General features: G+C 47.0%; 31 protein-coding genes and 1 tRNA gene. 9 read left to right on the forward strand and 23 right to left on the reverse strand.

Translation table 11 applies throughout. The features are described from left to right. Positions 1 to 5: 5 nt before the first annotated feature. The 7 genes from rplA to deoC form a co-directional block, all read right to left on the reverse strand. On the reverse strand, positions 6 to 710 hold the full coding sequence (rplA, locus tag EXT46_RS04300; RefSeq protein WP_022944290.1) for a 50S ribosomal protein L1: 705 nt from the start codon (positions 708 to 710) through the stop codon (positions 6 to 8). 4 nt (positions 711 to 714) lie between these two features. Next, positions 715 to 1,143, reverse strand: a complete 429-nt coding sequence (gene rplK / locus EXT46_RS04305) for a 50S ribosomal protein L11 (RefSeq protein ID WP_022944291.1) — start codon at positions 1,141 to 1,143, stop codon at positions 715 to 717. Between the two features lie 179 nt (positions 1,144 to 1,322). Next, positions 1,323 to 1,880: a transcription termination/antitermination protein NusG gene (gene nusG, locus EXT46_RS04310; protein WP_022944292.1), complete on the reverse strand. Its 558-nt coding sequence runs from the start codon at positions 1,878 to 1,880 to the stop codon at positions 1,323 to 1,325. 4 nt (positions 1,881 to 1,884) lie between these two features. Next, positions 1,885 to 2,262 (reverse strand): preprotein translocase subunit SecE, encoded by a 378-nt coding sequence (gene secE / locus EXT46_RS04315; protein WP_022944293.1) that lies wholly within the window; start codon positions 2,260 to 2,262, stop codon positions 1,885 to 1,887. 122 nt (positions 2,263 to 2,384) lie between these two features. Continuing rightward, positions 2,385 to 2,461: transfer RNA gene (locus EXT46_RS04320), tRNA-Trp, on the reverse strand. Positions 2,462 to 2,553: 92 nt separating this feature from the next. Continuing rightward, positions 2,554 to 3,063, reverse strand: a complete 510-nt coding sequence (locus EXT46_RS04325; RefSeq protein WP_022944294.1) for a hypothetical protein — start codon at positions 3,061 to 3,063, stop codon at positions 2,554 to 2,556. Further along, complete coding sequence (deoC, locus tag EXT46_RS04330; protein WP_205988207.1) at positions 3,060 to 3,791, reverse strand: deoxyribose-phosphate aldolase; 732 nt, start codon at positions 3,789 to 3,791, stop codon at positions 3,060 to 3,062. The genes EXT46_RS04325 and deoC overlap by 4 nt, the downstream gene beginning before the upstream one ends. Positions 3,792 to 4,046: 255 nt before the next feature. Between deoC and cysG the strand changes: the two genes are divergently transcribed. Genes cysG through cysQ form a run of 6 tightly spaced genes read left to right on the forward strand, consistent with a single transcriptional unit; the run spans position 4,047 to position 10,943 of the window. Beyond that, complete coding sequence (gene cysG, locus EXT46_RS04335; RefSeq protein WP_130145478.1) at positions 4,047 to 5,468, forward strand: siroheme synthase CysG; 1,422 nt, start codon at positions 4,047 to 4,049, stop codon at positions 5,466 to 5,468. Between the two features lie 46 nt (positions 5,469 to 5,514). Continuing rightward, a complete protein-coding gene (gene cysD / locus EXT46_RS04340; protein WP_045979801.1) occupies positions 5,515 to 6,414 on the forward strand; it encodes a sulfate adenylyltransferase subunit CysD in 900 nt (299 codons plus the stop codon). Continuing rightward, positions 6,414 to 7,835 (forward strand): sulfate adenylyltransferase subunit CysN, encoded by a 1,422-nt coding sequence (gene cysN, locus EXT46_RS04345; protein ID WP_130145439.1) that lies wholly within the window; start codon positions 6,414 to 6,416, stop codon positions 7,833 to 7,835. The genes cysD and cysN overlap by 1 nt, the downstream gene beginning before the upstream one ends. A 3-nt stretch (positions 7,836 to 7,838) precedes the next feature. Next, entirely contained in the window at positions 7,839 to 9,557 is a 1,719-nt protein-coding gene (locus tag EXT46_RS04350) for an SLC13 family permease (protein WP_130145441.1), read from the forward strand. 15 nt (positions 9,558 to 9,572) lie between these two features. After that, positions 9,573 to 10,169, forward strand: coding sequence for an adenylyl-sulfate kinase (gene cysC, locus EXT46_RS04355; RefSeq protein WP_053911718.1), 597 nt, complete (start codon positions 9,573 to 9,575; stop codon positions 10,167 to 10,169). Positions 10,170 to 10,172: 3 nt separating this feature from the next. Further along, positions 10,173 to 10,943: a 3'(2'),5'-bisphosphate nucleotidase CysQ gene (cysQ, locus tag EXT46_RS04360; RefSeq protein ID WP_130145443.1), complete on the forward strand. Its 771-nt coding sequence runs from the start codon at positions 10,173 to 10,175 to the stop codon at positions 10,941 to 10,943. Positions 10,944 to 10,951: 8 nt separating this feature from the next. On the opposite strand, the gene EXT46_RS04365 is transcribed toward cysQ, so the two are convergent. Both EXT46_RS04365 and EXT46_RS04370 read right to left on the reverse strand, forming a co-directional pair. Continuing rightward, positions 10,952 to 11,599 (reverse strand): hypothetical protein, encoded by a 648-nt coding sequence (locus EXT46_RS04365; RefSeq protein ID WP_022944302.1) that lies wholly within the window; start codon positions 11,597 to 11,599, stop codon positions 10,952 to 10,954. A 96-nt stretch (positions 11,600 to 11,695) separates the two neighbouring features. Then, complete coding sequence (locus EXT46_RS04370; RefSeq protein ID WP_022944303.1) at positions 11,696 to 11,998, reverse strand: hypothetical protein; 303 nt, start codon at positions 11,996 to 11,998, stop codon at positions 11,696 to 11,698. 243 nt (positions 11,999 to 12,241) lie between these two features. Between EXT46_RS04370 and EXT46_RS04375 the strand changes: the two genes are divergently transcribed. Then, positions 12,242 to 12,592: an RNA-binding S4 domain-containing protein gene (locus EXT46_RS04375; protein ID WP_045979796.1), complete on the forward strand. Its 351-nt coding sequence runs from the start codon at positions 12,242 to 12,244 to the stop codon at positions 12,590 to 12,592. 142 nt (positions 12,593 to 12,734) lie between these two features. After that, the gene (gene acnA / locus EXT46_RS04380) at positions 12,735 to 15,473 is read left to right on the forward strand and encodes an aconitate hydratase AcnA (protein ID WP_022944305.1); all 2,739 of its coding nucleotides are present in this window, start codon (positions 12,735 to 12,737) and stop codon (positions 15,471 to 15,473) included. Between the two features lie 17 nt (positions 15,474 to 15,490). Here the strand turns inward: acnA and EXT46_RS04385 are convergent, their stop codons facing one another. From EXT46_RS04385 to rpsJ, 14 genes are all read right to left on the reverse strand, one after another. Continuing rightward, positions 15,491 to 16,318 carry an arylamine N-acetyltransferase gene (locus EXT46_RS04385; protein WP_130145445.1) on the reverse strand — a complete coding sequence of 276 codons (828 nt, stop codon included), beginning with the start codon at positions 16,316 to 16,318 and terminating at the stop codon, positions 15,491 to 15,493. Between the two features lie 69 nt (positions 16,319 to 16,387). Further along, complete coding sequence (locus EXT46_RS04390) at positions 16,388 to 17,269, reverse strand: hypothetical protein (RefSeq protein WP_130145447.1); 882 nt, start codon at positions 17,267 to 17,269, stop codon at positions 16,388 to 16,390. Positions 17,270 to 17,370: 101 nt separating this feature from the next. Next, a complete protein-coding gene (locus EXT46_RS04395) occupies positions 17,371 to 17,964 on the reverse strand; it encodes a hypothetical protein (RefSeq protein WP_130145449.1) in 594 nt (197 codons plus the stop codon). 137 nt (positions 17,965 to 18,101) lie between these two features. Beyond that, on the reverse strand, positions 18,102 to 18,359 hold the full coding sequence (gene rpsQ / locus EXT46_RS04400; protein WP_022944309.1) for a 30S ribosomal protein S17: 258 nt from the start codon (positions 18,357 to 18,359) through the stop codon (positions 18,102 to 18,104). Then, on the reverse strand, positions 18,359 to 18,550 hold the full coding sequence (rpmC, locus tag EXT46_RS04405; protein WP_022944310.1) for a 50S ribosomal protein L29: 192 nt from the start codon (positions 18,548 to 18,550) through the stop codon (positions 18,359 to 18,361). Before rpmC ends, rpsQ begins: the two co-directional genes overlap by 1 nt. Then, a complete protein-coding gene (gene rplP / locus EXT46_RS04410) occupies positions 18,550 to 18,963 on the reverse strand; it encodes a 50S ribosomal protein L16 (RefSeq protein ID WP_022944311.1) in 414 nt (137 codons plus the stop codon). Before rplP ends, rpmC begins: the two co-directional genes overlap by 1 nt. A gap of 12 nt (positions 18,964 to 18,975) precedes the next feature. Continuing rightward, positions 18,976 to 19,677 (reverse strand): 30S ribosomal protein S3, encoded by a 702-nt coding sequence (gene rpsC / locus EXT46_RS04415; RefSeq protein ID WP_022944312.1) that lies wholly within the window; start codon positions 19,675 to 19,677, stop codon positions 18,976 to 18,978. Positions 19,678 to 19,689: 12 nt separating this feature from the next. Continuing rightward, on the reverse strand, positions 19,690 to 20,022 hold the full coding sequence (gene rplV / locus EXT46_RS04420; protein ID WP_022944313.1) for a 50S ribosomal protein L22: 333 nt from the start codon (positions 20,020 to 20,022) through the stop codon (positions 19,690 to 19,692). A gap of 10 nt (positions 20,023 to 20,032) precedes the next feature. Further along, positions 20,033 to 20,311 carry a 30S ribosomal protein S19 gene (rpsS, locus tag EXT46_RS04425; RefSeq protein WP_010367084.1) on the reverse strand — a complete coding sequence of 93 codons (279 nt, stop codon included), beginning with the start codon at positions 20,309 to 20,311 and terminating at the stop codon, positions 20,033 to 20,035. Positions 20,312 to 20,327: 16 nt separating this feature from the next. Then, the gene (gene rplB / locus EXT46_RS04430) at positions 20,328 to 21,152 is read right to left on the reverse strand and encodes a 50S ribosomal protein L2 (RefSeq protein WP_022944314.1); all 825 of its coding nucleotides are present in this window, start codon (positions 21,150 to 21,152) and stop codon (positions 20,328 to 20,330) included. A 17-nt stretch (positions 21,153 to 21,169) separates the two neighbouring features. Then, positions 21,170 to 21,472 (reverse strand): 50S ribosomal protein L23, encoded by a 303-nt coding sequence (gene rplW, locus EXT46_RS04435; RefSeq protein WP_022944315.1) that lies wholly within the window; start codon positions 21,470 to 21,472, stop codon positions 21,170 to 21,172. Continuing rightward, positions 21,469 to 22,074: a 50S ribosomal protein L4 gene (rplD, locus tag EXT46_RS04440; protein ID WP_022944316.1), complete on the reverse strand. Its 606-nt coding sequence runs from the start codon at positions 22,072 to 22,074 to the stop codon at positions 21,469 to 21,471. The genes rplW and rplD overlap by 4 nt, the downstream gene beginning before the upstream one ends. A gap of 17 nt (positions 22,075 to 22,091) precedes the next feature. Next, positions 22,092 to 22,727, reverse strand: coding sequence for a 50S ribosomal protein L3 (rplC, locus tag EXT46_RS04445; RefSeq protein WP_022944317.1), 636 nt, complete (start codon positions 22,725 to 22,727; stop codon positions 22,092 to 22,094). A 27-nt stretch (positions 22,728 to 22,754) separates the two neighbouring features. Further along, on the reverse strand, positions 22,755 to 23,066 hold the full coding sequence (gene rpsJ / locus EXT46_RS04450; protein WP_010376390.1) for a 30S ribosomal protein S10: 312 nt from the start codon (positions 23,064 to 23,066) through the stop codon (positions 22,755 to 22,757). A gap of 633 nt (positions 23,067 to 23,699) precedes the next feature. On the opposite strand from rpsJ, the gene plsB reads away from it, so the two are divergent. Further along, positions 23,700 to 26,138, forward strand: coding sequence for a glycerol-3-phosphate 1-O-acyltransferase PlsB (plsB, locus tag EXT46_RS04455; RefSeq protein WP_022944319.1), 2,439 nt, complete (start codon positions 23,700 to 23,702; stop codon positions 26,136 to 26,138). The last annotated feature ends 133 nt before the right edge of the window (positions 26,139 to 26,271 follow it).

The raw sequence follows: 26,271 nt of genomic DNA on the forward strand, positions 1-26,271 counted from the left end.
CTAAATTACGCTACTTGCGTGCTTAGTGAGTTTTGGTCAACAGCAACACCTGCGCCCATAGTAGTCGAGATGCTTACTTTCTTGATGTAAGTACCTTTTGCTTGTGAAGGCTTAGCCTTCTTAAGCGCTACGATAAGAGACTCAAGGTTTTGTTGTAACTGTTCAGCAGTGAAGTCAACTTTACCAATGGTAGAGTGAACGATACCGTTCTTGTCGTTGCGGTAACGAACCTGACCCGCTTTCGCGTTTTTAACTGCTTCAGCAACATTAGGTGTTACAGTACCAGTTTTAGGGTTAGGCATAAGACCACGTGGACCTAGGATTTGACCTAGTTGACCAACAACGCGCATTGCATCTGGAGAAGCAACAACAACGTCAAAGTCCATCTCGCCAGCTTTTACTTTGTCAGCAAGATCTTCCATACCTACGATATCCGCGCCAGCTTCTTTAGCTGCATCTGCATTAGCACCTGAAGTGAATACAGCAACGCGAACGTCACGACCAGTACCATTTGGAAGTACAGTCGCACCACGTACGTTTTGGTCAGATTTACGTGCATCGATACCAAGGTTAACAGCAACGTCAACACTTTCAACGAACTTAGCAGTTGCTAGCTCTTTTAGAAGTGCAACAGCTTCGTTGATTTCGTAATCTTTAGTGACATCCACTTTTTCGCGGATAGTACGCATACGTTTAGTTAATTTTGCCATTATCTTAGTCCTCTACGTTCAAGCCCATTGCACGCGCAGAACCTGCGATAGTGCGTACCGCAGCGTCCATATCAGCCGCTGTAAGGTCAGGTTTCTTCATCTCAACGATCTCTTCAAGTTGAGCACGAGTAACTGTACCCACTTTTTCAGTGTTAGGACGGCCTGAACCAGACTTAATGCCTGCAGCTTTCTTAAGTAGGTAAGCAGCAGGTGGCGTTTTCATGTCAAACGTGAAAGAACGGTCATTGTAAACAGAGATGATTACAGGAACCGGAGCGCCTTTCTCTAGAGATTCTGTACGAGCGTTGAACGCTTTACAGAATTCCATGATGTTTACACCGTGTTGACCTAGAGCAGGACCTACTGGTGGACTAGGGTTAGCCATACCAGCAGCAACTTGTAGCTTGATTAAAGCTTCAACTTTTTTAGCCATGATTATACCTCGTTAGGTGGGTCTTAGCCTCGTGCGCGCGAGGACGCGTACTCAAACGGCTTCCCAATTAATAAAAAACCTATTTTGCAGCCAGCATTTTCAGCTGCTACAAAAAGGCCGCTGATTATAAGTTAGTCAGCGGCCTTTTTCAACATTAGTTTGCGTGTTTTACGAGCAACTTACTTGTCTTGTTCAACCTGACCAAATTCAAGTTCAACAGGGGTAGAACGACCAAAGATAAGTACCGATACTTTCAAGCGGCTTTTCTCGTAATCCACTTCTTCAACCACACCGTTGAAATCAGCAAATGGGCCATCAATAACACGAACCACTTCACCTGCTTCAAACAAGGTGGCTGGCTTCGGCGCTTCAGCATTTTCTTCGAGACGATTAAGAATGCGGTCGGCTTCGCGCTTGCTGATTGGTGCTGGACGATCAGAAGTACCACCAATGAAACCCATCACGCGAGGAGTGCTGTTCACTAGGTGCCAGCTCTCATCATTCATGTCCATTTCTACCAGTACGTAACCTGGAAAAAATTTACGTTCTGATTTGCGCTTTTGACCGGCGCGCATTTCCACTACTTCTTCAGTTGGCACCAGCACCTCACCAAAGCTATCTTCAAGGCCTTGGATTTTGATGTGCTCTTTGATGGTTTGCGCAACACGCTTCTCAAAACCTGAGAAAGCCTGGATTACATACCAACGTAATTTCTTTTCTTTGTTCTCATCCGTCATGGGATTAGATCTCCAATCCAGTTAAAAAGCCCACTAGGCGGAATAAAATTCCGTCCAATCCCCACAAGATAAGCGCCATAATCACTGTCGCGATCATCACGATAAATGTTGTGTGTGTGGTTTCTTGGCGTGTTGGCCAAACAACTTTGCGTACTTCGATGCGAGCTTCTTTCGCAAACGAGATGAAGGAGCGACCTTTGCCTGTCGTTGCCGCAATACCCAGGGCAACGGCGATTGCAGCAACCACGCCAATAGCTCGAATTAACGCAGACTCTTCACCATACATGGTGTTGCCTACTACTGCTGCTGCCAGCAACGCAATGGCGATAAGCCATTTTACCAAGTCCATCGGGCTTGACGAGTTTTCTACATTTGCACTCATAATCCTAATACCTTAAATACAGACACAACAACCCCGTCACACGACAGGGTAAATCTATCCAAATCTAACCTTAAAAACATGCTTTAAAACAGATTTTTAGACTTAGACTTGTCTGTGAAAAGTGGCAGGGGCGGAGAGATTCGAACTCCCAACCGTCGGTTTTGGAGACCGCTGTTCTACCAATTGGAACTACGCCCCTGCAAAGTGGATGCCCATTATACTGACCAGTGACGCTAAAACAAGAGCAAAACAAAGGCCACCGAAAATTAATTTAGAGGTAGTGGCTGTGATTTATTTAGCGCTATAAAGCTGTAATGGCTCATGCGTGCCTTGCCAGTCGGTTAATAGCCAAATTTGTTCGAATGGATGACCTGGTGCAAGGACCAACTGCGGCTTTACTTCAAGAAAGTCTTGATGATGCCAAAGCGTGCTAGCATTACGAATTAGCAGCCATACGCGCTTGCTGTCATAACGTTTGGCGGCCTTGGCACTGAGTAGTTTAGAGAGTGCATAGCGCAGCTGCTCTGTATCTGGGTTTAGTGCCAACTGCGCCAGCTGGCGTTGTATATCAAGGCTCAAAGGTCGACCAAGCACGGCCATCGCTTCATGCTCGTTGGCATACAAATGCGCAATCTCGATATCTAAGCGCTCACTTTCCATGTAGCAACTGACATCGGGCTTCGCTGGTTGATTGTGCCAAATATGGCGCATCGGAATATGATAATAGCGCTCATAGGCGCGCAGAAAGCGTCGCGCAGCATCATGCTCTAGCGCTATTTTTTCCGCTTCACTGTCACTCATAACACGTTGTACAACTCACCCAGTAATGATGATGCCCCGAAACGAAAGTTAAAAGGCGTCAACCATGCTCCACCCATAGTGTTTACCGCCATATCCAGATATAACTGCGCTTGGCTTAGGTTTTTTACGCCACCAGAGACTTTAACACCCACTGCTCGTTCACCGTGCGCAACTTCGTCAAAAATCACCGCGACGGCCTCTGGCGTCGCATTAATAGCCACTTTCCCGGTGCTGGTTTTAATAAAGTCGGCGCCGCCAGCTATGGCAATGCGACTGGCAATGCGTACTTGCGACAAGCTCAATTCGCCACTTTCAATAATCACCTTTAGCTTCGCTTTATTGGCACAGAGTTCACGGCTTTGACATACATATTCTAAAGCTTTTTGCTCGTCGCCCTGCTGCAACGCTCGATAAGGTAGCACCAAGTCAATCTCATTGGCGCCCAATTGCAGCGCTTCACGCGTCTGCGCCAAAACAGTGGCCAAATCCTCGTCACCAGTTGGAAAGTTCGTCACTGTGGCCAACGGAACTTGTTGTAAGTTGCGATTATTGAGCTCGCGACGTGTTAGCTGCAACCATTGTGGGTAGACGCACAGCGCTGCGGGCAGTGCATAGGCGGTATTAATTTGCGCCACAAATTGACACATTGCATCCTCACTGTCGTGCTCTTGCAATCGGGTGTAATCTAAACAAGCGAGCGCTAACTGCGCATCGTGAACGTCACTCATGGTCATCTCCTAGTCCTGCGCTTAGTGATTATATCGCCGTTATCGCTTTCAATTTCATCACTTTAATCTACTTAAAATAGCGCCTTAATATTGATTCTTATTGCCTTAAGCCATTTCACAAGTCGGCATATAACTTTTAGCTATATAAGCTTGGAACAAATTATTTTTTAACCGTTAATGCTGCCTATATCCTTGCATTCTCTAAGCTCAATAAAACATTGTCGCTTTCGGTGTTAACAAATTAGGTGGTGCGTGGTGCAATATTTACCCATTTTTACAAAACTTGATGACAAGCCGGTACTCGTGATCGGCGGCGGCGAGGTCGCACTGCGTAAGTCACAAGCTTTCCTCAAAGCACGCGCTAAAGTTACGGTTATTGCCCCCGAGTTTTGTGCTGAACTTGAAGCCCTTGAAAAGCAGCAAAAATTAACGTTGCAACGAGCTTATTTTCAGCCAGAGCAAGTGCTTGGCTATATGTTGATTATTGCTGCTACTGATAACGATACCGTAAATACCCAAGTATTCGAAGCCGCTGAACAGCATAATATTTTCGTCAATGTTGTCGACGATCAACCTAAATGCCGGTTTATTTTCCCCTCTATCGTGGATAGAGATCCAATCACCATTGCTATTTCCAGTGCAGGAACTGCGCCGGTATTGGCTCGCCGACTACGGGAAAAGTTGGAAACGTTAATTCCTCAGCATATAGGCGCATTGGCCAAATTAGTAGGTAGCTTCCGAAAACAAGTAAAGCAACGTTTTACAAGCTTTGACGATCGCCGTCAATTTTGGGAACGGGTGTTTGATTCCAATGTCGTAAGCACCGTGCAAAAAGGCAACATCGAACAAGCCAGTGACCAGCTCACCACCATGCTTGATGACAACCTACCCCCTCAAGGCGAAGTGTATGTGGTTGGCGCAGGCCCTGGCGACCCTGAGTTATTGACCCTCAAAGCTCTGCAATTGATGCAGCAAGCCGATGTGGTGGTATATGACTACTTGGTATCAGATGAAATTATGGAGCTTGTGCGACGCGACGCTGAGCTCATTTGCGTGGGCAAACGCGCAGGCGACCACAGTGTGCCACAAGAGCGCACTAATGAGCTGCTCGTTGAGTTGGCACAACAAGGTAAGAAAGTGTGCCGCATTAAGGGTGGTGACCCCTTTATTTATGGTCGTGGTGGTGAGGAAGTACAGGTGCTGGCCAGTCACGGTGTAAGCTATCAAATTGTACCAGGCATCACTGCAGCAGCAGGGTGCAGCGCCTATGCAGGTATCCCGCTGACACATCGCGACCATGCTCAGGCCATCCAATTTGTCACCGGGCACTGCAAAAAAGAGGGTCAAGAACTGGATTGGCCCTCTTTGGCTAAACCCAATCAAACTTTGGCTATCTATATGGGTGTGATTAAGTCACCGCATATTCAAAGCCAGCTGCTGGCTCATGGGCGCAGTGCTACTACTCCTGTGGCGATAGTAGAAAATGGCACGCGCAAAGATCAGCGTGTAATCACAGGGCAGCTGGCGCAGCTCAGCGAACTAATCGAAACACATGCGATTCAATCCCCAGCATTATTAATAATTGGCGAGGTCGCTTCGCTACATCAGCAACTTGCATGGTTCGGTGAAACAACGCAGACTAGCAGTTTTGCTCAGCCTCTCACTGATGTGGCCTAACCCTTGGTATTAACAGGTTTATCTAGAAATTAGTAGGACGGAAGCTATGGCTTTAACCCATCTTCAGCAACTTGAGGCTGAAAGTATCAAAATCATCCGCGAGGTTGCGGCTGAGTTTGACAACCCGGTGATGCTTTACTCCATTGGTAAAGACTCATCGGTGTTACTCCATTTAGCACGTAAGGCGTTTTATCCAGCCAAGATCCCCTTCCCTTTGCTGCATGTAGACACTAACTGGAAGTTTCGGGAAATGATTGCCTTTCGCGATCGCATGGCCAAAGAATATGGCTTTGACTTGTTAGTGCATAAAAACCCTGAGGGCTTGGCAATGAATATCAGCCCCTTTGAGCACGGTTCGGCCAAGCACACTGACATAATGAAGACTCAAGGTTTGAAACAAGCCTTGAATCAATACGGGTTCGACGCCGCCTTCGGTGGCGCTCGCCGTGATGAAGAGAAATCGCGTGCGAAAGAGCGAGTTTATTCATTCCGTGACAAGCATCACAGATGGGACCCAAAAAACCAGCGTCCAGAACTATGGAGCACTTTCAATGGTGAAGTAAACCAAGGTGAAAGTATTCGTGTATTCCCACTTTCAAATTGGACTGAGCTGGATATTTGGCAATATATCTATCAAGAGAACATCGAGATTGTGCCGCTGTACCTAGCAAAAGAGCGTCCGGTGGTCGAACGTGACGGCACCCTAATCATGGTGGACGATGAACGTATGCCTCTTAATGAAGGTGAACAGCCACAAATGAAGTCGGTGCGTTTTCGTACCTTAGGCTGCTACCCTCTGACTGGAGCAGTCGAGTCGACGGCTGACTCACTAACGGGGATCATCGAGGAGATGCTGCTATCAACCTCATCAGAGCGTGAGGGTCGGGTCATTGACCATGATTCAGCAGGGTCTATGGAGAAGAAAAAGCGTGAGGGGTATTTCTAATGTCAGCAACTGCTAATGAAGTCAAAGAGCTAGGCATCGAAGCCTATCTAGCACGTCAACAAGACAAAAGTTTATTGCGTTTATTAACCTGTGGCAGTGTCGATGACGGTAAATCAACCTTAATTGGTCGTTTGCTACATGATAGTCACCAAATCTATGAAGATCAGTTAGCCGCACTGCATAAAGACAATGAGAAAGTCGGGAATGCGGGTGAAGAGCTTGATTTAGCGCTGTTAGTCGATGGCTTGCAAGCTGAGCGTGAGCAAGGTATTACCATTGACGTGGCCTATCGTTACTTCTCTACCGCCAAGCGCAAGTTCATCATTGCCGACACTCCAGGGCATGAACAGTACACCCGCAACATGGTAACGGGTGCATCAACCAGCGATCTTGCTGTCATTTTGGTTGATGCTCGCTATGGCGTGCAAGTACAAACCAAACGTCACAGCTTTATCTGTGATTCACTAGGCATTGAACAGTTCGTCGTCGCGATTAACAAAATGGATATTGTCGACTTTGATGAAACTGTTTATGAAAAAATTAAGGCGGACTACTTAAAATTTGCTGAGCAACTTAATGTTAAAGACATTAAGTTCGTACCGATGTCGGCGCTTAAAGGCGATAACGTGGTTACTCGCTCAGAGCATACTCCTTACTACACCGACAAACCGCTACTAGAGCTATTAGAAGACTCGCCTGCAGCAGCGACCGATAACGGCTTTGAGCCACGCTTACCGGTGCAATATGTAGTACGTCCGAACCTTGACTTTAGGGGCTTCCAAGGAACCATTACGTCAGGACAATTTAAAGTCGGTGATGCCGTAAAAGTACTGCCTTCAGGTAAAATATCCAGCGTCAAGGAGTTGGTCACTTTCAATGGTCACCTTGATCATGCTGAGGCAGGTCAAGCTATCACTATGACTTTGAACGATGAAATTGACGTAAGCCGTGGGGATGTCATTGTGCCCGCGCACTCAAGTGCGCAAGCAACCAACCAACTGCAAGCAAAATTGGTATGGATGCATGAGCAACCCTTAGAGTTGGGTAAAACCTATAATTTCAAGCTAGGTACTAAAAAAACCGCAGCGGTGGTGTCACGCATTGACCACACCATTGACGTCAATACTCTAGAAAAGGGTCAAGCTGAAAGCTTACAGCTCAACGAAATTGCCATCGTCACGTTGGAGTTGACCGAGCCGATGATGGCCGATATTTATCGTGATAACCGCGAAACCGGCGCCTTTATTCTTATTGATCGTCTCAGTAACCTGACTGTGGGAGCGGGAATGGTCGAGCAAGTGCTAGCGACTCAAACGTCTCAGCATAACGCTCAGTACAGCGATTTTGAAATCGAGTTCAATGCCTTAGTACGTAAGCACTTCCCGCATTGGCAAGCCATCGATATTAGCAAGTTGAAATAAACGATGGATGTGGTCTTTTATGCAGCGATTATAATCGCGTTGTTTGCCGGGTTGGTACTCACTCATGTACGCCCAGCAACACTCTTTTTCGCTGCATTATTAGGCTGCTATGTGTTGGGGTATATCGATACCCCAACATTACTTGGCAACTTTACTAATACTGGCTTAGTCACTCTGGTGTTGTTAATGTTGGTGTCTATCGCCTTGGAACGCACGTCGCTGTTACAGCACGTTGCTAAAGGTATCGTCAGCCCATCATTGCGAGCCAGTATTGTTAAAGTAAGCACCGTGACCGCTGCCGCTTCAGCTTTTTTGAATAACACCGCCGTAGTTGCTTCATTGGTAGGGCCCCTTACTCGCAATAAGTATCACGCACCTTCTAAGCTACTTATCCCGCTATCCTATGCTGCCATTTTAGGAGGGACAACCACGCTTATTGGTACCTCAACAAACCTCATAGTAAATAGCTTTACGCAGCAATATGATGGCTTCAACCTCGCCATGTTTAGCTTTTTACCCATAGGTATCGCAGTCACCTTAAGTGGAATAGCCGTACTGATTTTATGTCGGCGACTGCTGCCAAACTACCCAAGGGTAGAAGGTGAGCACAAAGAGTATCTCCTTGAAGCAAAGGTCAATGCAGACTCACCACTCATTGGTAAAACCATAGAAAAAAATGGCTTGCGTGATCTTGATGGTCTGTTTCTGGTTGAGATTGTCCGTGAGCGAAGGTTGATAAGCCCCGTACGGCCAGAGAACAAAGTGCGAGCTGGCGATAAGCTTATTTTTACCGGTCATGTGCACAGCGTCGCCGCCTTACAGCGCATCCCGGGCTTAACTTTATTTGCCGACAGCAATGGACTATTGAGCTCGAACCTACAAGAAGTGATTGTCACACACACCTCAACGCTTGTGGGACGAACCTTAAAGGCAACGGGCTTTCGTGCGAAGTTCGACGCCGCTGTGGTAGCTATTCATCGCAATGGTGAGCGCCTCTCCGGAAAGCTTGGCGAAGTGACAATCCGCCCGGGCGATCGCTTTATGCTCGCGGTCGGTCATGATTTTCATAATCGCTCCAACCTGGATAAAAACTTTTATTTCGTCAGTGAACATGAGGTTGATAAAACCTATGGCCGTAAAAGTGAAGCCACTTTATTGGCAGGGTTTGCCGCTGTTATCGCCCTGGCGGCGACGGGGACGATTGCCTTGGTGCAAGGGCTACTGCTGTTTATTGCCTTGCTGTTAGCCACTAAGGTGCTTGATGGCCAAGAACTCAAAAGGCGCTTTCCTTTTGAGCTAGTCATTATTATTGCCTCAGCACTGGGCTTAGCTCATGCTTTCAGCGGCTCCGGAGCAGAGCAAGCCTTACAACAATGGTTGGCTGGCTACAGCGCGCTCACACCGTTTGTCGCGCTGATAGTGGTGTATGTGATCACCGTGGTGATGACTGAGCTTATCACCAATAATGCCGCTGCGGCGCTGATGTTTCCATTGGCCTATGGCTTGGCCAGCTCCTTGGAGGTGAATTTGATGCCCTTTGCCATGGCTGTTGCTTATGGCGCTAGTGCCGCATTTATAAGCCCTTATAGTTATCAAACCAATATGATTGTAATGAATGCGGGGCAGTATCGCTTTGCCGATTTTGCCCGTATAGGCGTGATCATGTCTATCGCCTATGCGGTGGTAGTGCTCAGCCTCATTACTTATGTCTTTCCATTTTAATATCGAGACCGAGAAATGGACGAAAACATTGTGTGGCACCACCATGGTGTCGATAAAACCAAGCGCCAACAGCTTAACAAGCATAAAAGTTGCATTATTTGGTTTACTGGCTTTTCAGGCTCAGGAAAAAGTACCATTGCCGGGGCCTTAGAGTCAGCGCTTTATCATTTAGGTCATCATACTTACTTACTGGATGGTGATAATGTTCGCCATGGTTTGTGTGGTGATTTAGGGTTTAGCGATGCTGATCGTAAGGAAAATATCCGCCGTGTTGGCGAAAGTGCCAAACTCATGGTAGATGCGGGTTTGTTGGTACTGACCGCCTTTATTTCTCCCTTTCAAGCCGAGCGTGATATGGTTCGTAACTTAGTGCAAGAGCATGAGTTTATTGAGGTATACCTTGATACGCCATTGGCAACCTGCGAGCAGCGCGATCCAAAAGGCTTATACAAAAAGGCCCGTGCTGGAGAAATTGCCCACTTTACAGGCATTGACTCCGATTATGAAATTCCACAGCATCCCGAGCTCACACTAAATACCGCTGAGTTGGATGTACAAGCATGTGTCGCCCAGCTCATTGCTCATTTACGTACCCGAAATATCATAGGCTAGAGTATGAACCCTCCAGAGTTGCTAGAAAATATCCTCGACCTTGCTCGTGACGCAGGCCAAGCTGCGATGACAATCTATAATAAAGATTTCGCCGTGGAGTATAAGGATGATAAAAGCCCGGTCACTGAAGCCGATTTAGCGGCTCACAAGGTGATCGTCGCAGGGCTTCAAGCACTGACTCCGGAGCTTCCCATTCTCAGCGAAGAAAACGCGGGTATTTCATGGCAGCAGCGCCAGCAGTGGCAACGTTACTGGCTCGTTGATCCTATCGACGGAACCAAAGAATTTATCAAGAAAAATGGTGAGTTTACAGTCAATATTGCGCTGATTGACAAGGGTGAGCCGGTACTGGGTGTCGTTGATGCACCCGCTCTGGGAGTCAGCTATCTTGCTGCAAAAGAGATTGGCGCCTTTAAACAACAAGGCGAAGAGCGCATTGAGCTTAAAGTGACAGCAAAGCAAAACCAAGGGTTAATAAGAGTGGTCGGCAGTCGCTCGCACCCATCTGAGGAGTTAGCGCAATACCTTACTCAGTTCGATGAGGTTGATATGGTCGCTAAAGGCAGTTCGCTCAAGCTATGCCTAGTCGCCGAAGGAGAAGCTGATATATATCCACGTTTAGGGCCGACATCCCAGTGGGATACCGGCGCCGGGCATGCTGTTGCCGCAATTGCCGGAGCCCGGGTCACAACGATTGAAGGTGAGCCACTGCGCTACAACCAAAAAGACAGCTACCTTAATCCGTACTTCATCGTTAGCGCATTAAACGACTAATATCGTCTTTAATTCATATTAATAGCAACAAAGGTGCACTTGAATGCACCTTGTGTGCCTGGCAACGCTTTAAGTACATGCGCCGGGCGCTCACCCCGGTAGGTTATCCGCGTGGTACGCTCATAATGAAGGTGGGTATCAACGCCGCTATCGCTAGTTAAAACCACACGGTCACCTTGGCGACGCCAAGTACCAGCGAGAGGTTTTGAGACAAAATCATCAAGCTGCCATCGACCCTCTGGCGTTAGCATTAACGTGCGATAAGGGGTGCAATCCTCGCTCTCCACATACAAAGGCAACCTTTGCTCTTTAGGTAACAATAAATAGACACCGATGTGCCCTTCATAATAAAACTGTTGCTGCTGAGCGAAACGCAGTTCGTCCACCTTGTAATAACCTGCGCTGCGCAGCGCATCCTTTACTAAGCCCAATAACTTGAAGTCAGCAAATGTTGGGCTCATGGTGATGCTTGCCTCATTGAACTCGCTCGGGGCAAGCACTCCTTGAGCAAAGTTAACCTTCAAGTTTTGATCAGCAAAATGCTGTGCTAGCTGCTGCTTTTGCTGCTTATCAAAACTCGGCGCGACTATATGAATGCGAGCACTTTGGCAGCCTGCCAAAACGAAAATACCGATAAATAGTAATAATTCCTTCATTACTCACCAACTGATTACATTTGTAATCAATCAATTTACAGCAATTAAAAAAGCAGCACAAGGTGCTGCTCGTATATAAACTCATTGTTGTAGTGGCTAAAGGTTTACTGTGTTTACACCGTGATTCGCCAACCACTTATTGATGCTATCTTTATGATAAGTCACTTCTTTGAACAACTTATGGTGGCAATAAGTAAGCTCAGCTTCGCCACTGTGCCCTTGGTACAGAATGCGGTTATGATTGTCATTAAAACGAGATAACAAAGTGAAGAGCAACTCACGTTGTGGCGAATTAGCCTTAATAGCACGTGTTAACGATGTACGGACTTGCTCTGCACTGCAATGGTCTGCAAATTTACTACTTAAAAGCTCTTCGAATACAGCTTGTCTTGCGCCCATTTTCTTAGCTCCATTTGTTAAAGTTGGTGGGCCATTACACCTACCTGAAATATTTGGCTGGCACTTACCAGCAAATACTGCGCCAAAATCTCAAAGCGCTATTTTAATAGGCCTCAATGGCACTTTCATGAAGGTCACAGCAATTAGAGTGGTAAATTTTGCATGAGTTCAGTGCAAATTTTCTCATTGTGGTGCAGCCTATCGGGTATACTGTACGTAATAATGATTCGCTTTGGTTCAACTATGAATGACGACATGATTGAAGTGCAATTAGAGGAAGAGCCTATTGAGCTATGTAAGCTCTTAAAAGTGCTCGACTTAGCTGAAGGTGGTGGCCATGCTAAACTACTTATCGCCGACGGCTACGTAGGTGTTAACGGAGAGGTCTGCACACAAAAGCGCAAGAAAATGCGTGCAGGAGACACCTTGTATTTCAATGGCGAGCTATTTGCGTTAAGCGCGGCAGAGAATATGGTGCAACGACAACCTAAGCCCCATCCAGAAGCTAAAACTCACACTCCTGCAAAAAAACAAAAAGCCAAAAAGCCACAACGAGATGAGCGTACCGGACGCAAGCCTATTTCTTTTGGATAACTCTAAGACCCCTTGAAAACATCCTTTTCTACCCCACTTCTAATTTATGACTAAAATTTAGTCATAGTCAAGGGCATTATTCATGTTGGATCGCATCTTGCGTTACCCATGAAGGAATAATGGAAAAATAAAAGGGGTCACAATGAACAACAGCTTCAAAACGCTTGAACAGCTTACTGTTAATGCTGAGCAATATCATATCCACTCTCTTCGTCCGCTCGGTAATGCTGCGAAACGTTTACCATTTTCGTTGAAAATTTTACTCGAAAACCTCCTGCGCCATGAAGATGGCGAAAACATTACCAAAGACGACATTCAAGCTCTGCTTGATTGGGACCCTAGTGCCAAGCCAAGTAAAGAAGTCGCGTTCACACCCGCTCGGGTAGTGATGCAAGACTTCACTGGTGTACCGGCTATCGTCGACTTAGCAGCCATGCGCGATGCCATGGAGCAATTAGGCGGCGACCCCAGCAAGATTAACCCGTTATCGCCGGCTGAGTTAGTCATTGACCACTCGGTCCAAGTTGATAGCTATGGTAAAGACGGTGCCTTTGACCTGAATGCCAAACTTGAATACGAGCGCAATAAAGAGCGCTATGAATTTTTACGTTGGGGTCAAACTGCTTTTGATAACTTGAAAGTTGTGCCACCGGCAACCGGTATTGTTCACCAAGTTAACCTCGAATATTTAGCACGTGTGGTATTTACCAAAGAGGACAATGGCCAGCGCGTAGCGTACCCCGATAGCCTCGTGGGCACCGATTCACACACCACCATGATTAATGGCCTAGGTGTATTAGGTTGGGGTGTGGGCGGTATCGAAGCCGAAGCAGCGATGTTAGGCCAACCAATAAGTCTACTGATCCCACAAGTGATTGGTTTCAAACTCAAAGGCGCGCTCCCCGAGGGCACCACCGCTACCGATTTAGTACTCACAGTGACGCAGATGCTCAGAGAGAAAGGCGTTGTAGGTAAATTTGTGGAGTTCTACGGTGACGGCCTGGCAGACTTGCCGCTCGCTGACCGCGCGACTATCGCTAATATGGCACCAGAATATGGCGCCACCTGCGGTATTTTCCCGATTGACCAAGAAACTCTCGAGTACCTTAAGCTCACAAATCGCAGCGATGAGCAAATCGAACTCATTGAGTCTTACGCCAAACATCAAGGCATGTGGCGAGAGCCAGGCGACGAACCTATGTACACCGACACCTTGGAGCTCGACTTAGGTGACGTTGTACCCAGCTTAGCAGGGCCAAAACGCCCACAAGACCGCATTCCGCTCAATGAAGCGGGTGACACCATTACCAAACATCTGCGCGGCTTCCAAGATGAACGCGCAGAGAAGAAAGCATTGGAAGTTGAAGACGAAGCTCGTATCGTTTCCGAAGGCGGACAACCGAAGCAGTCTAAAACTGAACCTGAGGTCACCGGTGTTGCCAAAGTAAACTACAAGGGTGAAGAATTCGAGTTAAACGATGGTGCCTGCGTCATCGCCGCGATCACTAGCTGTACCAATACTTCCAACCCCAGTGTCATTCTTGCTGCGGGCTTGGTCGCGAAAAAAGCCAAAGAGATGGGGCTAAACGTTAAGCCTTGGGTGAAGACGTCTTTAGCGCCAGGCTCTCAGGTGGTCACTGATTACCTGAAAAAAGCTGAATTAATGGACGACTTGGAAGCCCTTGGCTTTAACCTAGTAGGCTACGGGTGTACAACCTGTATCGGTAACTCTGGCCCGCTACCTGATGAAATTCAAGAAGCCGTTTCTCAGCACAAACTCGTGGTAAGCTCGATTCTTTCCGGTAACCGTAATTTCGAGGGTCGTATTCACCAAGATGTGAAGATGAACTTTTTGGCCTCGCCGCCCTTAGTCGTCGCTTATGCTATTGCCGGGCGCACCGATATAGATGTATACAACGAGCCCCTGACGCAAGATAGCAATGGCGAAGATGTCTATCTAAAAGATATTTGGCCATCGGTTAGCGAGGTGGCTGATTTGGTGAAATCGACTGTCACCAAAGAAATGTTTGCCAAGAGCTACGCCGACGTTTACAAAGGCGACGAACGCTGGCGCAATATTAAGGTGCCAGAGGCAAAGCGTTACGAGTGGAGCGACGACTCAACCTATATCCGTAAAGCGCCTTTCTTTGACAACATGAGTAAGGAAGCCCCAGGTATTCCAACGATTGAGGGCGCGCGCTGTCTTGCCAAGTTAGGCGATTCGGTAACGACCGACCATATCTCACCAGCAGGTGCCATCAAAGCCGATGCTCCCGCAGGCCAGTATTTACTTGAAAATGGCGTAGCTAAAGGCGACTTTAACTCCTACGGCTCACGTCGCGGTAACCACGAAGTAATGATGCGTGGCACCTTCGCTAATGTCCGTCTGCGCAATCAGCTTGCCCCCGGCACCGAGGGCGGTATTACTCGCACTCAGCCCGAGGATGACATTGCCAGTATTTACGATGCTGCGATGCAGTACCAAGAGCAAGGCACGCCATTGGTCGTGCTTGCTGGCGCAGAGTACGGCACAGGCTCGTCGCGTGACTGGGCTGCAAAGGGCTCTTTATTGCTAGGCATAAAAGCCGTGATTGCAAAAAGCTACGAGCGTATACACCGTTCGAACCTAATCGGCATGGGCGTGCTCCCCCTGCAATTTAAAGAAGGCGAAGGGCACGAAGAGCTGGGGCTAACTGGCAAAGAAACCTTCGATATTAATGGCCTATTCGATAAAGCCGATGAACTTGAGATTATAGCCACCGACGAGGATGGCAATAAAACCGAGTTTAAAGCCGATGTAAGGATAGACACGCCCAAAGAGTGGGATTACTACAAGCACGGTGGAATCTTGCAATACGTGCTGCGACAAATGGTCGCTTAAATGCATCAAGCCGCGCATTATGCGCGGCTTTTTATTGCCTCAACTTTATTCACAAAGCGCTGAAAAAGCAGCTGCGAATCTGCCAAGCTAATATTGATCTGCAGTTGATTGCTCAGCAAACAGTGCAAATGATCAACACTGCGTATAGCCTGCTGGTGTTGTTGCCATCGTCCTTGTTTTAGCTCAAAGTGAGTAAAGCTGTCATTGCGCAACAACCACCGTTGCTCAGCAGTAATACGAGACACCACCAGGTTATTGACGAACGCCGCCTTATCATGCCGGTGGCTATAAAAGTGAGCGACTTCACAATCCTGTTCGTAAAATCTCGCCAAAGAAACCTGATATAAGCACACTTGCTCGGGAGCAACCTGCCATACTAAATATTCACCATCTCGTACCTCTACACGATACTGCCGTCCAAAGGCGGACTGTATAGCAGTGTTATCCAGCTCTATTGCTACAGCCGGCGTCAGTACGCCAAAGCCGACATCAACTAGAAAGTTTTTTTGCTGCCACCGTAATACGGTTAAGCGATGGGAACGGGGATTGTCATTGCGACCATTAACCATGACCCTGGCAATCACTGGACGAACCTCATAACCCAAGCTCTGAAGTAACGTGTACATCAGCTTATTGTGCTCGAAGCAGTAGCCTCCTTGGCGCTTGATAACCACTCTTTCGGTTAAATCATCAGGCGCTAAACTCAGCGTTCTACCGAGTAGCGAATTGATGCTGCTAAAGGCAAATTGCTGTAAATGAGAGCGGATCAACTGGTTAACTTGCGCGAATGAATTCTCGTAGTTGCGAACACTTAGTGCCTGTAGATATTGGTTCATAGGGGTCATGCTTCAGTTCCTTTACTATCAGTGTGATAGCGAAACTGTAAAACCTGAACCTAGCTTAAGGTCAAGCGCTTAATACACTAATTCAGATAATTCTTGTGGTGTGAGCCAGTATTTCGGGTCCAGCGTGGGTGTACTATCGGGAAGGAGCGGATTATCCAAGCGAATAAACTCGCGATCAGAGAAGTTAAGCATACGCAACGCATTAATATGGTGTGGGTTATTGAGAATCATAGCTTTTAGCTCGCCGCTTTGCAGCATGGCCACCAGACCATACTCTAAGCGCTGCGCTAATGAGGCATCTTCATGACGCACAAAAAAATAGCTTGCGGCGGGGTAATGAAGCACCCATTTGGAGTCTATAGTCAGCGCATAGGCCGCTAACCCTTCCCCCTCAGCGCCAATTTCAAGGACGCCCCGAGGAAAATAATCAAACTTATCTTCGGCCAGTAATTTATACATACTTTGATGCCAACTTACGCCACGCACTTTAAAACCATTACTACTCATAATTTCCGTATCCGGCCAATCATGGCCTTGCAACGCAAGTAGTTGCTGTAGTTGTGCTTTGCTAGTTAATGTGGCAAAGCGATGGCGATCTCGCTGCTTAATAACAAAGACGCGATAGCCAATGAGTCCCATTGTAAGTGGTATGCGAATAGGTCGGGCGTCAAGCTCACGGGCACGGGACGTCATCGACCACAATACGTCAATATCGGCGCGCGACAATGCGCGAAATTGCCTTCCTTGCAACATAGGTGTATCTATTGCTTGCGCAGAAATTGCACCAAACTTGGCCTCTGACAAACTCAGTGCACGTTTGAGAACTTGGATATGAAAACTGTTATCACTGGTCGCATCGCCAAAAAAGGGCTCGATATATCGCACCGTCTTGGCACTGGCGCTGCCACAGAGCAAAAACAGGATTAAAAAAATAGGTACTGCACTTTTCATCTACACGACACAGCTGTGATTGATAAACTCAGTTTAGAAGTACCATGGCATAATGCCAAGTTAAGCGATATCTGAGGCTATGTCGTCTCGACGCTTTTTGTTCAGGTTAACCACTGTAACTTGCCAGTATCGACAAGTTCGGCAACATAACGCTGCTCTAAGTCCCAAGGGTGCCGCTTCCAACCCTGAAAACCAAACCCGGTGATAGTAACGCGGTGGCCTTGCTGTAAGAAGTGGTCAATCGCTAAGGTACCCGAGCTCGGACAAACTGGCTTATATTGCGGTTTACCATAAGTATGTAAACGCTTTAGTAACTGCTTGCGAGTCTCTTTACTAACACGCCAACCAGACTGGCTTTGGGCGAACTTAGCCAGCAGTGCCGCACCATGATCATACTTTCCTTGACGACGGATCAGTCGAAATAGTGATTGCATAACAGGCTGTGCAGGCGGGTCAGTGATCACCACATTTTGTAATCGCCCAAGGTCTACAGCGATAGGCTGTTGCAACAGTTTTGCAGCCTGACGTCCGCGTCCAGTTAACCATAAGTCAGTGCACTTGCTACCCAAATTTACGGGCATTCCGGCACAAAAGTTAAAACGTACTACGCGCTCAAAGGCATCGACCTGCGCAGCTAAATTGTCTTTGATTGGCGCATTGCCAAGGATTAATACGTCTTGTATTGAGGTGCTCATTGCGGCCCCTTTTTCGAGCTGGGCTAGAGAAAACTAGGTAAGTGAACCCATTATGACACCAAGGTTTAAGGTCGCCAACAACAAAAAGCCCCAGCATATGCCGGGGCTTTTCAGTCGTCTAATCAAACTTAATAAAATTAAGCTTTCTTAGGACGCTCAACAACGTCTACCAAAGTCCAAGACTTAGTCTTAGAGATAGGCGCACATTCACGAATAGTAACTGTATCGCCTGTTTGAGCAGTGTTGTTCTCGTCATGCACGTGCAACTTGGTTGTACGCTTCATGAATTTACCGTATACCGGGTGCTTCACGTAACGTGCCACAGCAACAGTGAAAGACTTGTCCATCTTGTCGCTAATTACACGGCCTTGTAGAGTACGGATCTTCTCGCTCATTATGCACCTGCCTTCTGGTTGATAACCGTTTTAACACGCGCGATATCGCGACGTACTTTACGTAGCATATGAGATTGAGCTAGCTGACCAGTGCTTGCTTGCATGCGCAGGTTGAACTGCTCACGAAGAAGCTCGATAAGTTCAGCGTTAAGCTCTTCTACGCTTTTGTCTTTAAGTTCGCTAGCTTTCATTACATCACCGTCCGAGTTACAAAAGTGGTTTTGAAAGGTAATTTACGAGCAGCTAGGTTAAATGCTTCGCGAGCAAGCTCTTCTGAAACACCTTCCATCTCGTAAAGTACTTTACCAGGCTGAATTTCAGCAACCCAGTATTCAACAGAACCTTTACCTTTACCCATACGAACTTCAAGCGGCTTTTCAGTGATTGGCTTGTCTGGGAATACACGGATCCAGATTTTACCTTGACGCTTGATGTGACGTGTCATAGCTCGACGAGCTGCTTCGATTTGACGTGCAGTCATACGACCACGGCCAGTGGCTTTAAGACCGAAAGTACCGAAGCTTACTTTGTTACCGTTTTGTGCAAGACCACGGTTGCGGCCTTTGTGCACCTTACGGAATTTTGTACGTTTTGGCTGTAACATTACTCGCTACTCCTACTTAGCACTTTTCTTGGCTTTCTTCGGTCCGCGTTTAGCAGGCTTCTCTTGCTCAGCGTTTAGTGGAAGACCACCAATTACTTCGCCTTTGAAGATCCATACTTTAACACCGATGATGCCGTAAGTGGTTGAAGCTTCAGAAGTTGCGTAATCGATATCAGCACGTAGAGTGTGTAGAGGTACACGACCTTCACGGTACCACTCAGCACGTGCGATTTCTGCGCCGCCTAGACGACCGCTTACTTCAACTTTGATACCTTTTGCACCTAAGCGCATTGCATTTTGTACCGAACGCTTCATTGCGCGACGGAACATAACACGACGCTCTAGCTGTGAGGCAATGCCGTCAGCAACTAGTTGTGCATCAAGTTCTGGTTTACGTACTTCCGCAATATTGATTTGCGCAGGTACACCAGCGATTTTAGTTACAGCTTGACGTAGCTTTTCAACGTCTTCGCCTTTTTTACCGATAACAACACCAGGACGAGCTGTGTGAATTGTTACACGGATTGATTTAGCTGGACGCTCGATAACGATTTTAGCCACAGAAGCGTTCTTAAGTTCCTTAGTAAGGAAAGAACGTACTTTGTGATCGCCAAAAAGCTGTTCAGAGAAATCTTTTGTATTCGCGTACCAGGTAGAAACCCAAGGTTTAGAGATACCTAGGCGAATACCAGTAGGATGAACTTTTTGTCCCATTACTTATATCTCCTAGCTATCCGAAACCACAACAGTGATGTGGCTTGTACGCTTAAGGATGCGGTCTGCGCGTCCTTTAGCACGAGGCATAATGCGTTTCATTGTAGGACCTTCGTCTACAAATACTTTCGCTACTACAAGCTCATCAATGTCAGCACCTTCGTTGTGCTCCGCGTTCGCGATAGCAGACTCAAGTACTTTTTTAACTAACACAGCCGCTTTTTTAGGGCTGTACGCCAGGATTTCTAGCGCGCGATCGACCGGTAGTCCACGGATCTGATCAGCAACTAGACGTGCTTTTTGCGCCGAACCAGAGGCGAATTTGTGTTTAGCTAATGCTTCCATCTTCAACCCCTTAACGTTTCTTCGCTTTCTTATCAGCAGCATGGCCGCGATAAGTACGTGTAGGTGCAAACTCACCTAGTTTGTGACCGATCATTTCGTCTGTGACAAACACAGGAACGTGCTGACGACCATTATGGACAGCGATGGTCAATCCGATCATGTTAGGTATGATCATTGAACGACGGCTCCAAGTTTTAATTGGCTTCTTGTCACCGCTTTCCAACGCTTTCTCTACCTTCTTCAGCAAGTGCAGGTCAATAAAAGGACCTTTCTTGAGAGAACGTGGCATGGCTATTCCTCAACTATTATTTAGTACGACGACGTACGATGAACTTATCAGTACGCTTGTTCTTACGGGTCTTGTAACCTTTAGTAGGCGTGCCCCATGGAGATACAGGGTGACGACCACCAGAAGTACGACCTTCACCACCACCGTGTGGGTGATCTACCGGGTTCATGGCAACACCACGAACGGTCGGACGAACACCGCGCCAGCGGTTAGCACCAGCTTTACCTAGTGAACGTAGCATGTGCTCAGCATTACCTACTTCACCTAGTGTAGCGCGACAGTCTGACTCAACTTTACGAACTTCGCCTGAACGAAGACGTAGAGTCACGTATTGACCTTCACGTGCTAGGATTTGTACGTATGCACCTGCTGAACGTGCCATCTGGGCACCTTTACCAGGCTTAAGCTCTACGTTGTGTACAGTCGAACCAACCGGCATATTGCGCATAGGCAATGTATTACCAACCTTGATTGGTGCATCTACACCAGATTGGATTGAATCACCGGCCTTAAGACCTTTTGGAGCGATGATGTAACGACGCTCACCGTCTGCATAACAAACCAACGCGATGTTCGCGCTACGGTTTGGATCATACTCTAGACGCTCTACTTTAGCTGGGATGCCATCTTTAGTGCGTTTAAAGTCAATTACACGATAGTGATGCTTGTGACCACCACCGATATGACGAACCGTGATACGACCTTTGTTGTTACGACCACCAGATTTAGAGTTTTTCTCTAGAAGCGGAGCGTATGGCTTACCCTTATGTAGATCAGGGTTTACCACTTTAACGACGTGACGACGACCCGCAGAAGTTGGTTTACACTTTTGAAGTGCCATAATTCTAACTCCCCTTATTACTCGGCGCCGCCGACAAAGTCTAGCTCGCTACCTTCTTTAAGAGTAACGTAGGCTTTCTTCCAGTCGCTGCGGCGGCCGAAACGCATACCAGTACGCTTTGATTTACCCTTAACATTCAGTGTGCGAACACCAGTTACTTCTACTTCGAAAAGCTTCTCTACAGCTGCTTTAACTTCAGCTTTAGTTGCATCTTTTGCTACTTTGAAAACAATGGTGTTGTTTTCTTCAGCAGATACAGTGCTCTTCTCAGAGATGTGTGGAGCAAGGATTACTTTTAAAAGACGTTCTTCACGGATCATGCTAGCGCCTCCTCAAGTTGCTTAACAGCACCCTTAGTAATAAGAACCTTATCGAATGCGATTAGGCTTACAGGGTCAATGCCAGCTACATCACGGACGTCAACCTTATAAAGGTTACGTGCAGCAAGGAATAGATTTTCTTCTACTTCCTCAGTCACGATAAGCACGTCTTTAAGCTCAAGCTCTTTAAGCTTAGCTACAAGCTCTTTTGTCTTAGGAGCTTCAACAGCGAAGTTCTCAACGACAACTAAACGCTCTTGACGAACAAGCTCAGACAAGATGCTCTTAATCGCACCGCGATACATCTTACGGTTAACTTTTTGGCTGTGATCTTGCGGCTTAGCTGCAAAAGTCACACCACCGCTGCGCCAGATTGGGCTGCGGATTGTACCAGCACGAGCACGGCCAGTACCTTTTTGACGCCATGGCTTCTTACCGCCACCGCTTACTTCAGAACGTGTCTTCTGAGCTTTAGTACCTTGACGAGCACCTGCTGCATAAGCAACAACTACTTGGTGTACTAAGGCTTCGTTAAACTCACGTCCAAAAGTAGCTTCGGAAACTTCAAGAGCGCCTGACGCGTCTTTAATTGCTAATTCCATCACTAAATCTCCAGGACTTATGCTTTAACAGCAGGTTTAACGATAACGTCACCGCCGATAGCGCCAGGTACTGCACCTTTAACTAGAAGCAGATTACGCTCAGCGTCAACACGTACTAGCTCAAGGTTCTGAGTTGTGGATTGCACATTACCCATTTGACCAGCCATTTTCTTACCTTTAAACACCTTACCAGGTGATTGGTTTTGACCGATTGAACCAGGAGCACGGTGAGAAATTGAGTTACCGTGAGTCGCGTCTTGCATGGAGAAGTTCCAGCGCTTAACACCACCTTGGAAACCTTTACCTTTTGAAGTACCAGTAACGTCTACTTTTTTCACTTCGTTGAATACATCAACAGTGATTTCGCTACCTACTTCAAAGTCGCCTTCACCGCCATTAAGACGGAATTCCCACAGACCGCGACCCGCTTCAACACCAGCTTTAGCGAAGTGACCCGCTGCTGGTTTGTTTACACGGCTAGCTTTTTTCTCGCCTGCGGTTACTTGAAGCGCGTTATAACCGTCTGTTTCGTCAGATTTGATCTGCGTAACACGGTTAGGAGTCGCTTCGATAACTGTCACAGGGATAGATACGCCATCTTCAGTGAAGATGCGAGTCATACCCACTTTACGACCGACTAGACCTAATGCCATTTTCCTAAAACCTCTCTAATCTTCCGATTAACCCAGGCTGATTTGAACATCAACACCAGCAGCAAGGTCTAGGCGCATAAGTGCGTCTACAGTCTTGTCAGTTGGCTCTACGATGTCGATCAGACGTTTGTGGGTGCGGATCTCGTACTGATCACGCGCGTCTTTGTTAACGTGCGGAGAGATCAATACAGTGAAACGTTCTTTGCGTGTAGGAAGTGGGATTGGACCACGTACCTGAGCACCTGTGCGTTTCGCAGTTTCCACAATTTCCGCCGTTGATTGGTCAATCAAACGGTGGTCAAAAGCTTTTAGGCGAATGCGAATGCGTTGATTTGACATTCTAAAACCTCAATTAAAAGAGCATTTAAAAAGAGCATAAAAAAACCGCCGAAGCATCCCTAATATTTTAAGGAGTCGGTTGTTCTCTTATATCTACGTTGAGTTCCAAATCGGAACTCCTGTTTATTGCTTGAAATCCAAGCCTATATTTAACTTCCTTCTACCTAGGCGAGCCTATGGCAAAGAAAGTCTGCGTATTATAGAGAGATTGGTGATAAATGCAACAACTATTTGCATAATAAAAGAAGTACGTTAGACAAGAAGAAGTACGCCTACAGAGCAAGGGTGCTGCTGCTATGCAAACGCCCTCTTCATGTCCTTCGTAACGAGGTAATCAGTCCCAGGGATACGACTTATTACCTAGCCTGATGCTTGATGTAAGCGCCATTGTTCGTATTATCCATTTTGGGAACTGACAACAAGCTTAAAGCCAGGTTATTTTATAATCAACGCATTAGTAACCCCTTATTAGAAAAGCTAACGTGAAGATTTCTAATATGAATAGCCTTCAGCTTCCTGCCCAAAAATGGTCAGTCCAGTGATAACTTGGTATCCTATCGCACTATTTTGTGTTTTCTTATCCATTGCCGATGGTGGCAAAGTGATAAAGTGCTTTAGTGAGTGACCCATTCCATGAAAGTGTTAAGCCGTGGTATCGATTTCTTAGCGCGCATCCTCAACGCCTTGAGCGTGAACTCCAAGGTGCTCCCCAAGGAGCCTGTGACGGAGTACGAGCTTGATGTTAACGTACCGACCTTTTATATTGGTCGACTCAATTCGCGCACCGATATCGCCGCCTTAGCCAAGGTATGTCGACGCCTAAACCTCCCAGATCCAACCAAAGAACAATTGCTGGCTTCAAAGTCGTTACCACGCTTTATTGGTATCCAAAACCCGCCGCCATTGTTCGGCTCAACGAGTAAACCCAGTGACGCCACCGAACAAGGCAAGCGTATTTTCGCTGCGTTAGAGCAAGCTCCAGAGCAGAAAATCCAAATAATACCGGTGACCATTTTATGGGGCCGTAATCCAGGAAAAGAAAAGCCTGGTTTAGGAACGTTAATTTCTCACTCGCTCACACCGAGCTGGTTTCGCAAAATATTTGTGGTGCTGTTTTCCGGGCGAGATAACTTTATTCGCTTTAGCCAACCGCTGGATTTAACCCAACTAGTGCATGAAAAAGGGGATAAAGACGAGCTACCTCACAAACTTATTCGCGTGGCGCGGGTGCACTTTCGCCGTCAAAAGTTGGCCGCTACGGGGCCTAAACTCCCCTCGAGAGAACAGCTTTTTAACTCACTGTTGGCCTCACCGACGATCAAAAAGGCCATTGCTGATGAAGCCAAAGCGAAAGGCTTAAGTCATGAAGAAGCACGACAAAACGCCTTACGTTTACTCGATGAAGTTGCTGCCAATTATTCTGATGCCATGGTTCGTGTTGCCGATAGAATCTTAACTTGGCTTTGGAACAAGCTGTATAACGGTATTGATGTACGTTACGCCGAACAAGTGCGTGAGCTCACCGACAAAGGCCACGAAGTCATTTATGTCCCCTGTCATCGCAGCCATATGGATTATCTACTGCTCACGTATGTAATTTATCATCAAGGCTTAGTACCGCCGCATATTGCCGCCGGCATTAATCTGGATTTTTTCCCTGCAGGGCCGATATTCCGTCGCAGTGGTGCGTTCTTTATTCGTCGCTCGTTTAGCGGTAATAAACTCTACTCAGCGGTATTCAAAGAGTACCTCAGTCAACTCTTTATTAAAGGCTACTCGGTGAAGTTTTATACCGAGGGTGGACGCAGCCGTACTGGCCGTTTACTTCCCCCAAAAACCGGAATGCTGGCAATGACATTGCAAGCGATGCTAAGGGGGATTGACCGCCCAATTTCTATTGTACCGGTGTATATTGGTTACGAGCACGTCATGGAAATTAACACCTACCTAAAAGAATTGGCGGGTAATAATAAAAAGAACGAATCGGTCTTTGGGGTATTTAAAGCCATCAAAAACCTGAAGAACTATGGCCGTGGTAATGTGAATTTTGGCGCCCCCATTAACGTTAATCAATTCCTTAATGAGCAACAGCCCGATTGGCGCGACGCCATTCACCCTACCGATGTACAAAAACCAGCATGGCTAGGCTCTCAGGTAAGCAAGCTAGCCGATGAAATTATGGTCAATATTAACAGTGCTGCCGCCATCAACTCGGTCAACCTATTAGCCACCATTTTATTAACTAACGACCAGTTTGCGCTCAGTAAGGTGCAGCTAATTGAGCAAATGAACTTCTATCTGCGCATGCTCAGCGATGCGCCATTAAGCGAACAAATAACCTTGCCCGAACAAAACGCCGAGCAATTACTGGAACATGCACTGACACTCAACAAGTTTGATGTGCTTAAAGATCAATTCGGCGACATCATTGCCATCACCGAAAAAGAGCGCACCTTATTTAATTACTACCGTAACAATGTGCTGCACTTATTTGCCGTGCCTAGCGTTATTGCACAACAACTGTTTAACAACCATCGAATTACCCGCAGCGAATGCAAAGCCCAGGTTAAACGTCTATACCCGCTGTTTGCCAAAGAATGGTTCTTACTGGAGCTAAAAGATGAGTATATCGACAATATTCTTAGTAGCTTTGTTGACCAAGGGCTGATCCGCGAACAGGGCGACCAGCTTGAAGTACTGAAAGACGGCGATAACCCAGCAACGCTTGAAATGCTGGGTAAAGTGGTACACCACACCTTGATGCGCTACGCCTTAGTCATTGGCTTACTCAGTGAAGACAAAAGCTTGAGTCCAGCAGAACTGGAAAAAGAAAGCACCGCCGTGGCGCAGCGTTTAGGCACTTTGCATGGCATTAAGAGCCCCGAGTTCTTTGACAAAAAAGTGCTTTCCAGCTTTATTGCCAACCTCAGCGAGCAACAATTAATCAGCAAACAAGATGACAATAAGCTAATACACAGTGATGCCCTGCTTATTCTCAATGAAGATTTACATCAGCTGTTGCCCGCACGGATTTGGCAATCGATTAGTGATACAGTGGCGGCAACACGCTAACGAAGAGTCACGTGCAGCCTGTGTTATTAAGGGGGAAGTGGACACCTGACTGCCTTGCTTGAATGAATACTTGTAGGTCGGTGCTCTGCGCCGACAAAGGTACTATTTTTAGCTCTGGCTTTGCCGCATTAGC

Source organism: Pseudoalteromonas sp. CO325X (assembly GCF_004208955.1).
Classification (GTDB): domain Bacteria; phylum Pseudomonadota; class Gammaproteobacteria; order Enterobacterales; family Alteromonadaceae; genus Pseudoalteromonas; species Pseudoalteromonas ruthenica.

Bases quoted from the DNA above. Each gene is read 5' to 3' on its own strand.
- rplA (WP_022944290.1), bottom strand. From the start codon at position 710: ATGGCAAAATTAACTAAACGTATGCGTACTATCCGCGAAAAAGTGGAT.
- rplK (WP_022944291.1), bottom strand. From the start codon at position 1,143: ATGGCTAAAAAAGTTGAAGCTTTAATCAAGCTACAAGTTGCTGCTGGT.
- nusG (WP_022944292.1), bottom strand. From the start codon at position 1,880: ATGACGGATGAGAACAAAGAAAAGAAATTACGTTGGTATGTAATCCAG.
- secE (WP_022944293.1), bottom strand. From the start codon at position 2,262: ATGAGTGCAAATGTAGAAAACTCGTCAAGCCCGATGGACTTGGTAAAA.
- EXT46_RS04325 (WP_022944294.1), bottom strand. From the start codon at position 3,063: ATGAGTGACAGTGAAGCGGAAAAAATAGCGCTAGAGCATGATGCTGCG.
- deoC (WP_205988207.1), bottom strand. From the start codon at position 3,791: ATGAGTGACGTTCACGATGCGCAGTTAGCGCTCGCTTGTTTAGATTAC.
- cysD (WP_045979801.1), top strand. From the start codon at position 5,515: ATGGCTTTAACCCATCTTCAGCAACTTGAGGCTGAAAGTATCAAAATC.
- cysN (WP_130145439.1), top strand. From the start codon at position 6,414: ATGTCAGCAACTGCTAATGAAGTCAAAGAGCTAGGCATCGAAGCCTAT.
- EXT46_RS04350 (WP_130145441.1), top strand. From the start codon at position 7,839: ATGGATGTGGTCTTTTATGCAGCGATTATAATCGCGTTGTTTGCCGGG.
- cysC (WP_053911718.1), top strand. From the start codon at position 9,573: ATGGACGAAAACATTGTGTGGCACCACCATGGTGTCGATAAAACCAAG.
- cysQ (WP_130145443.1), top strand. From the start codon at position 10,173: ATGAACCCTCCAGAGTTGCTAGAAAATATCCTCGACCTTGCTCGTGAC.
- EXT46_RS04365 (WP_022944302.1), bottom strand. From the start codon at position 11,599: ATGAAGGAATTATTACTATTTATCGGTATTTTCGTTTTGGCAGGCTGC.
- EXT46_RS04370 (WP_022944303.1), bottom strand. From the start codon at position 11,998: ATGGGCGCAAGACAAGCTGTATTCGAAGAGCTTTTAAGTAGTAAATTT.
- EXT46_RS04375 (WP_045979796.1), top strand. From the start codon at position 12,242: ATGAATGACGACATGATTGAAGTGCAATTAGAGGAAGAGCCTATTGAG.
- acnA (WP_022944305.1), top strand. From the start codon at position 12,735: ATGAACAACAGCTTCAAAACGCTTGAACAGCTTACTGTTAATGCTGAG.
- EXT46_RS04385 (WP_130145445.1), bottom strand. From the start codon at position 16,318: ATGACCCCTATGAACCAATATCTACAGGCACTAAGTGTTCGCAACTAC.
- EXT46_RS04390 (WP_130145447.1), bottom strand. From the start codon at position 17,269: ATGAAAAGTGCAGTACCTATTTTTTTAATCCTGTTTTTGCTCTGTGGC.
- EXT46_RS04395 (WP_130145449.1), bottom strand. From the start codon at position 17,964: ATGAGCACCTCAATACAAGACGTATTAATCCTTGGCAATGCGCCAATC.
- rpsQ (WP_022944309.1), bottom strand. From the start codon at position 18,359: ATGAGCGAGAAGATCCGTACTCTACAAGGCCGTGTAATTAGCGACAAG.
- rpmC (WP_022944310.1), bottom strand. From the start codon at position 18,550: ATGAAAGCTAGCGAACTTAAAGACAAAAGCGTAGAAGAGCTTAACGCT.
- rplP (WP_022944311.1), bottom strand. From the start codon at position 18,963: ATGTTACAGCCAAAACGTACAAAATTCCGTAAGGTGCACAAAGGCCGC.
- rpsC (WP_022944312.1), bottom strand. From the start codon at position 19,677: ATGGGACAAAAAGTTCATCCTACTGGTATTCGCCTAGGTATCTCTAAA.
- rplV (WP_022944313.1), bottom strand. From the start codon at position 20,022: ATGGAAGCATTAGCTAAACACAAATTCGCCTCTGGTTCGGCGCAAAAA.
- rpsS (WP_010367084.1), bottom strand. From the start codon at position 20,311: ATGCCACGTTCTCTCAAGAAAGGTCCTTTTATTGACCTGCACTTGCTG.
- rplB (WP_022944314.1), bottom strand. From the start codon at position 21,152: ATGGCACTTCAAAAGTGTAAACCAACTTCTGCGGGTCGTCGTCACGTC.
- rplW (WP_022944315.1), bottom strand. From the start codon at position 21,472: ATGATCCGTGAAGAACGTCTTTTAAAAGTAATCCTTGCTCCACACATC.
- rplD (WP_022944316.1), bottom strand. From the start codon at position 22,074: ATGGAATTAGCAATTAAAGACGCGTCAGGCGCTCTTGAAGTTTCCGAA.
- rplC (WP_022944317.1), bottom strand. From the start codon at position 22,727: ATGGCATTAGGTCTAGTCGGTCGTAAAGTGGGTATGACTCGCATCTTC.
- rpsJ (WP_010376390.1), bottom strand. From the start codon at position 23,066: ATGTCAAATCAACGCATTCGCATTCGCCTAAAAGCTTTTGACCACCGT.
- plsB (WP_022944319.1), top strand. From the start codon at position 23,700: ATGAAAGTGTTAAGCCGTGGTATCGATTTCTTAGCGCGCATCCTCAAC.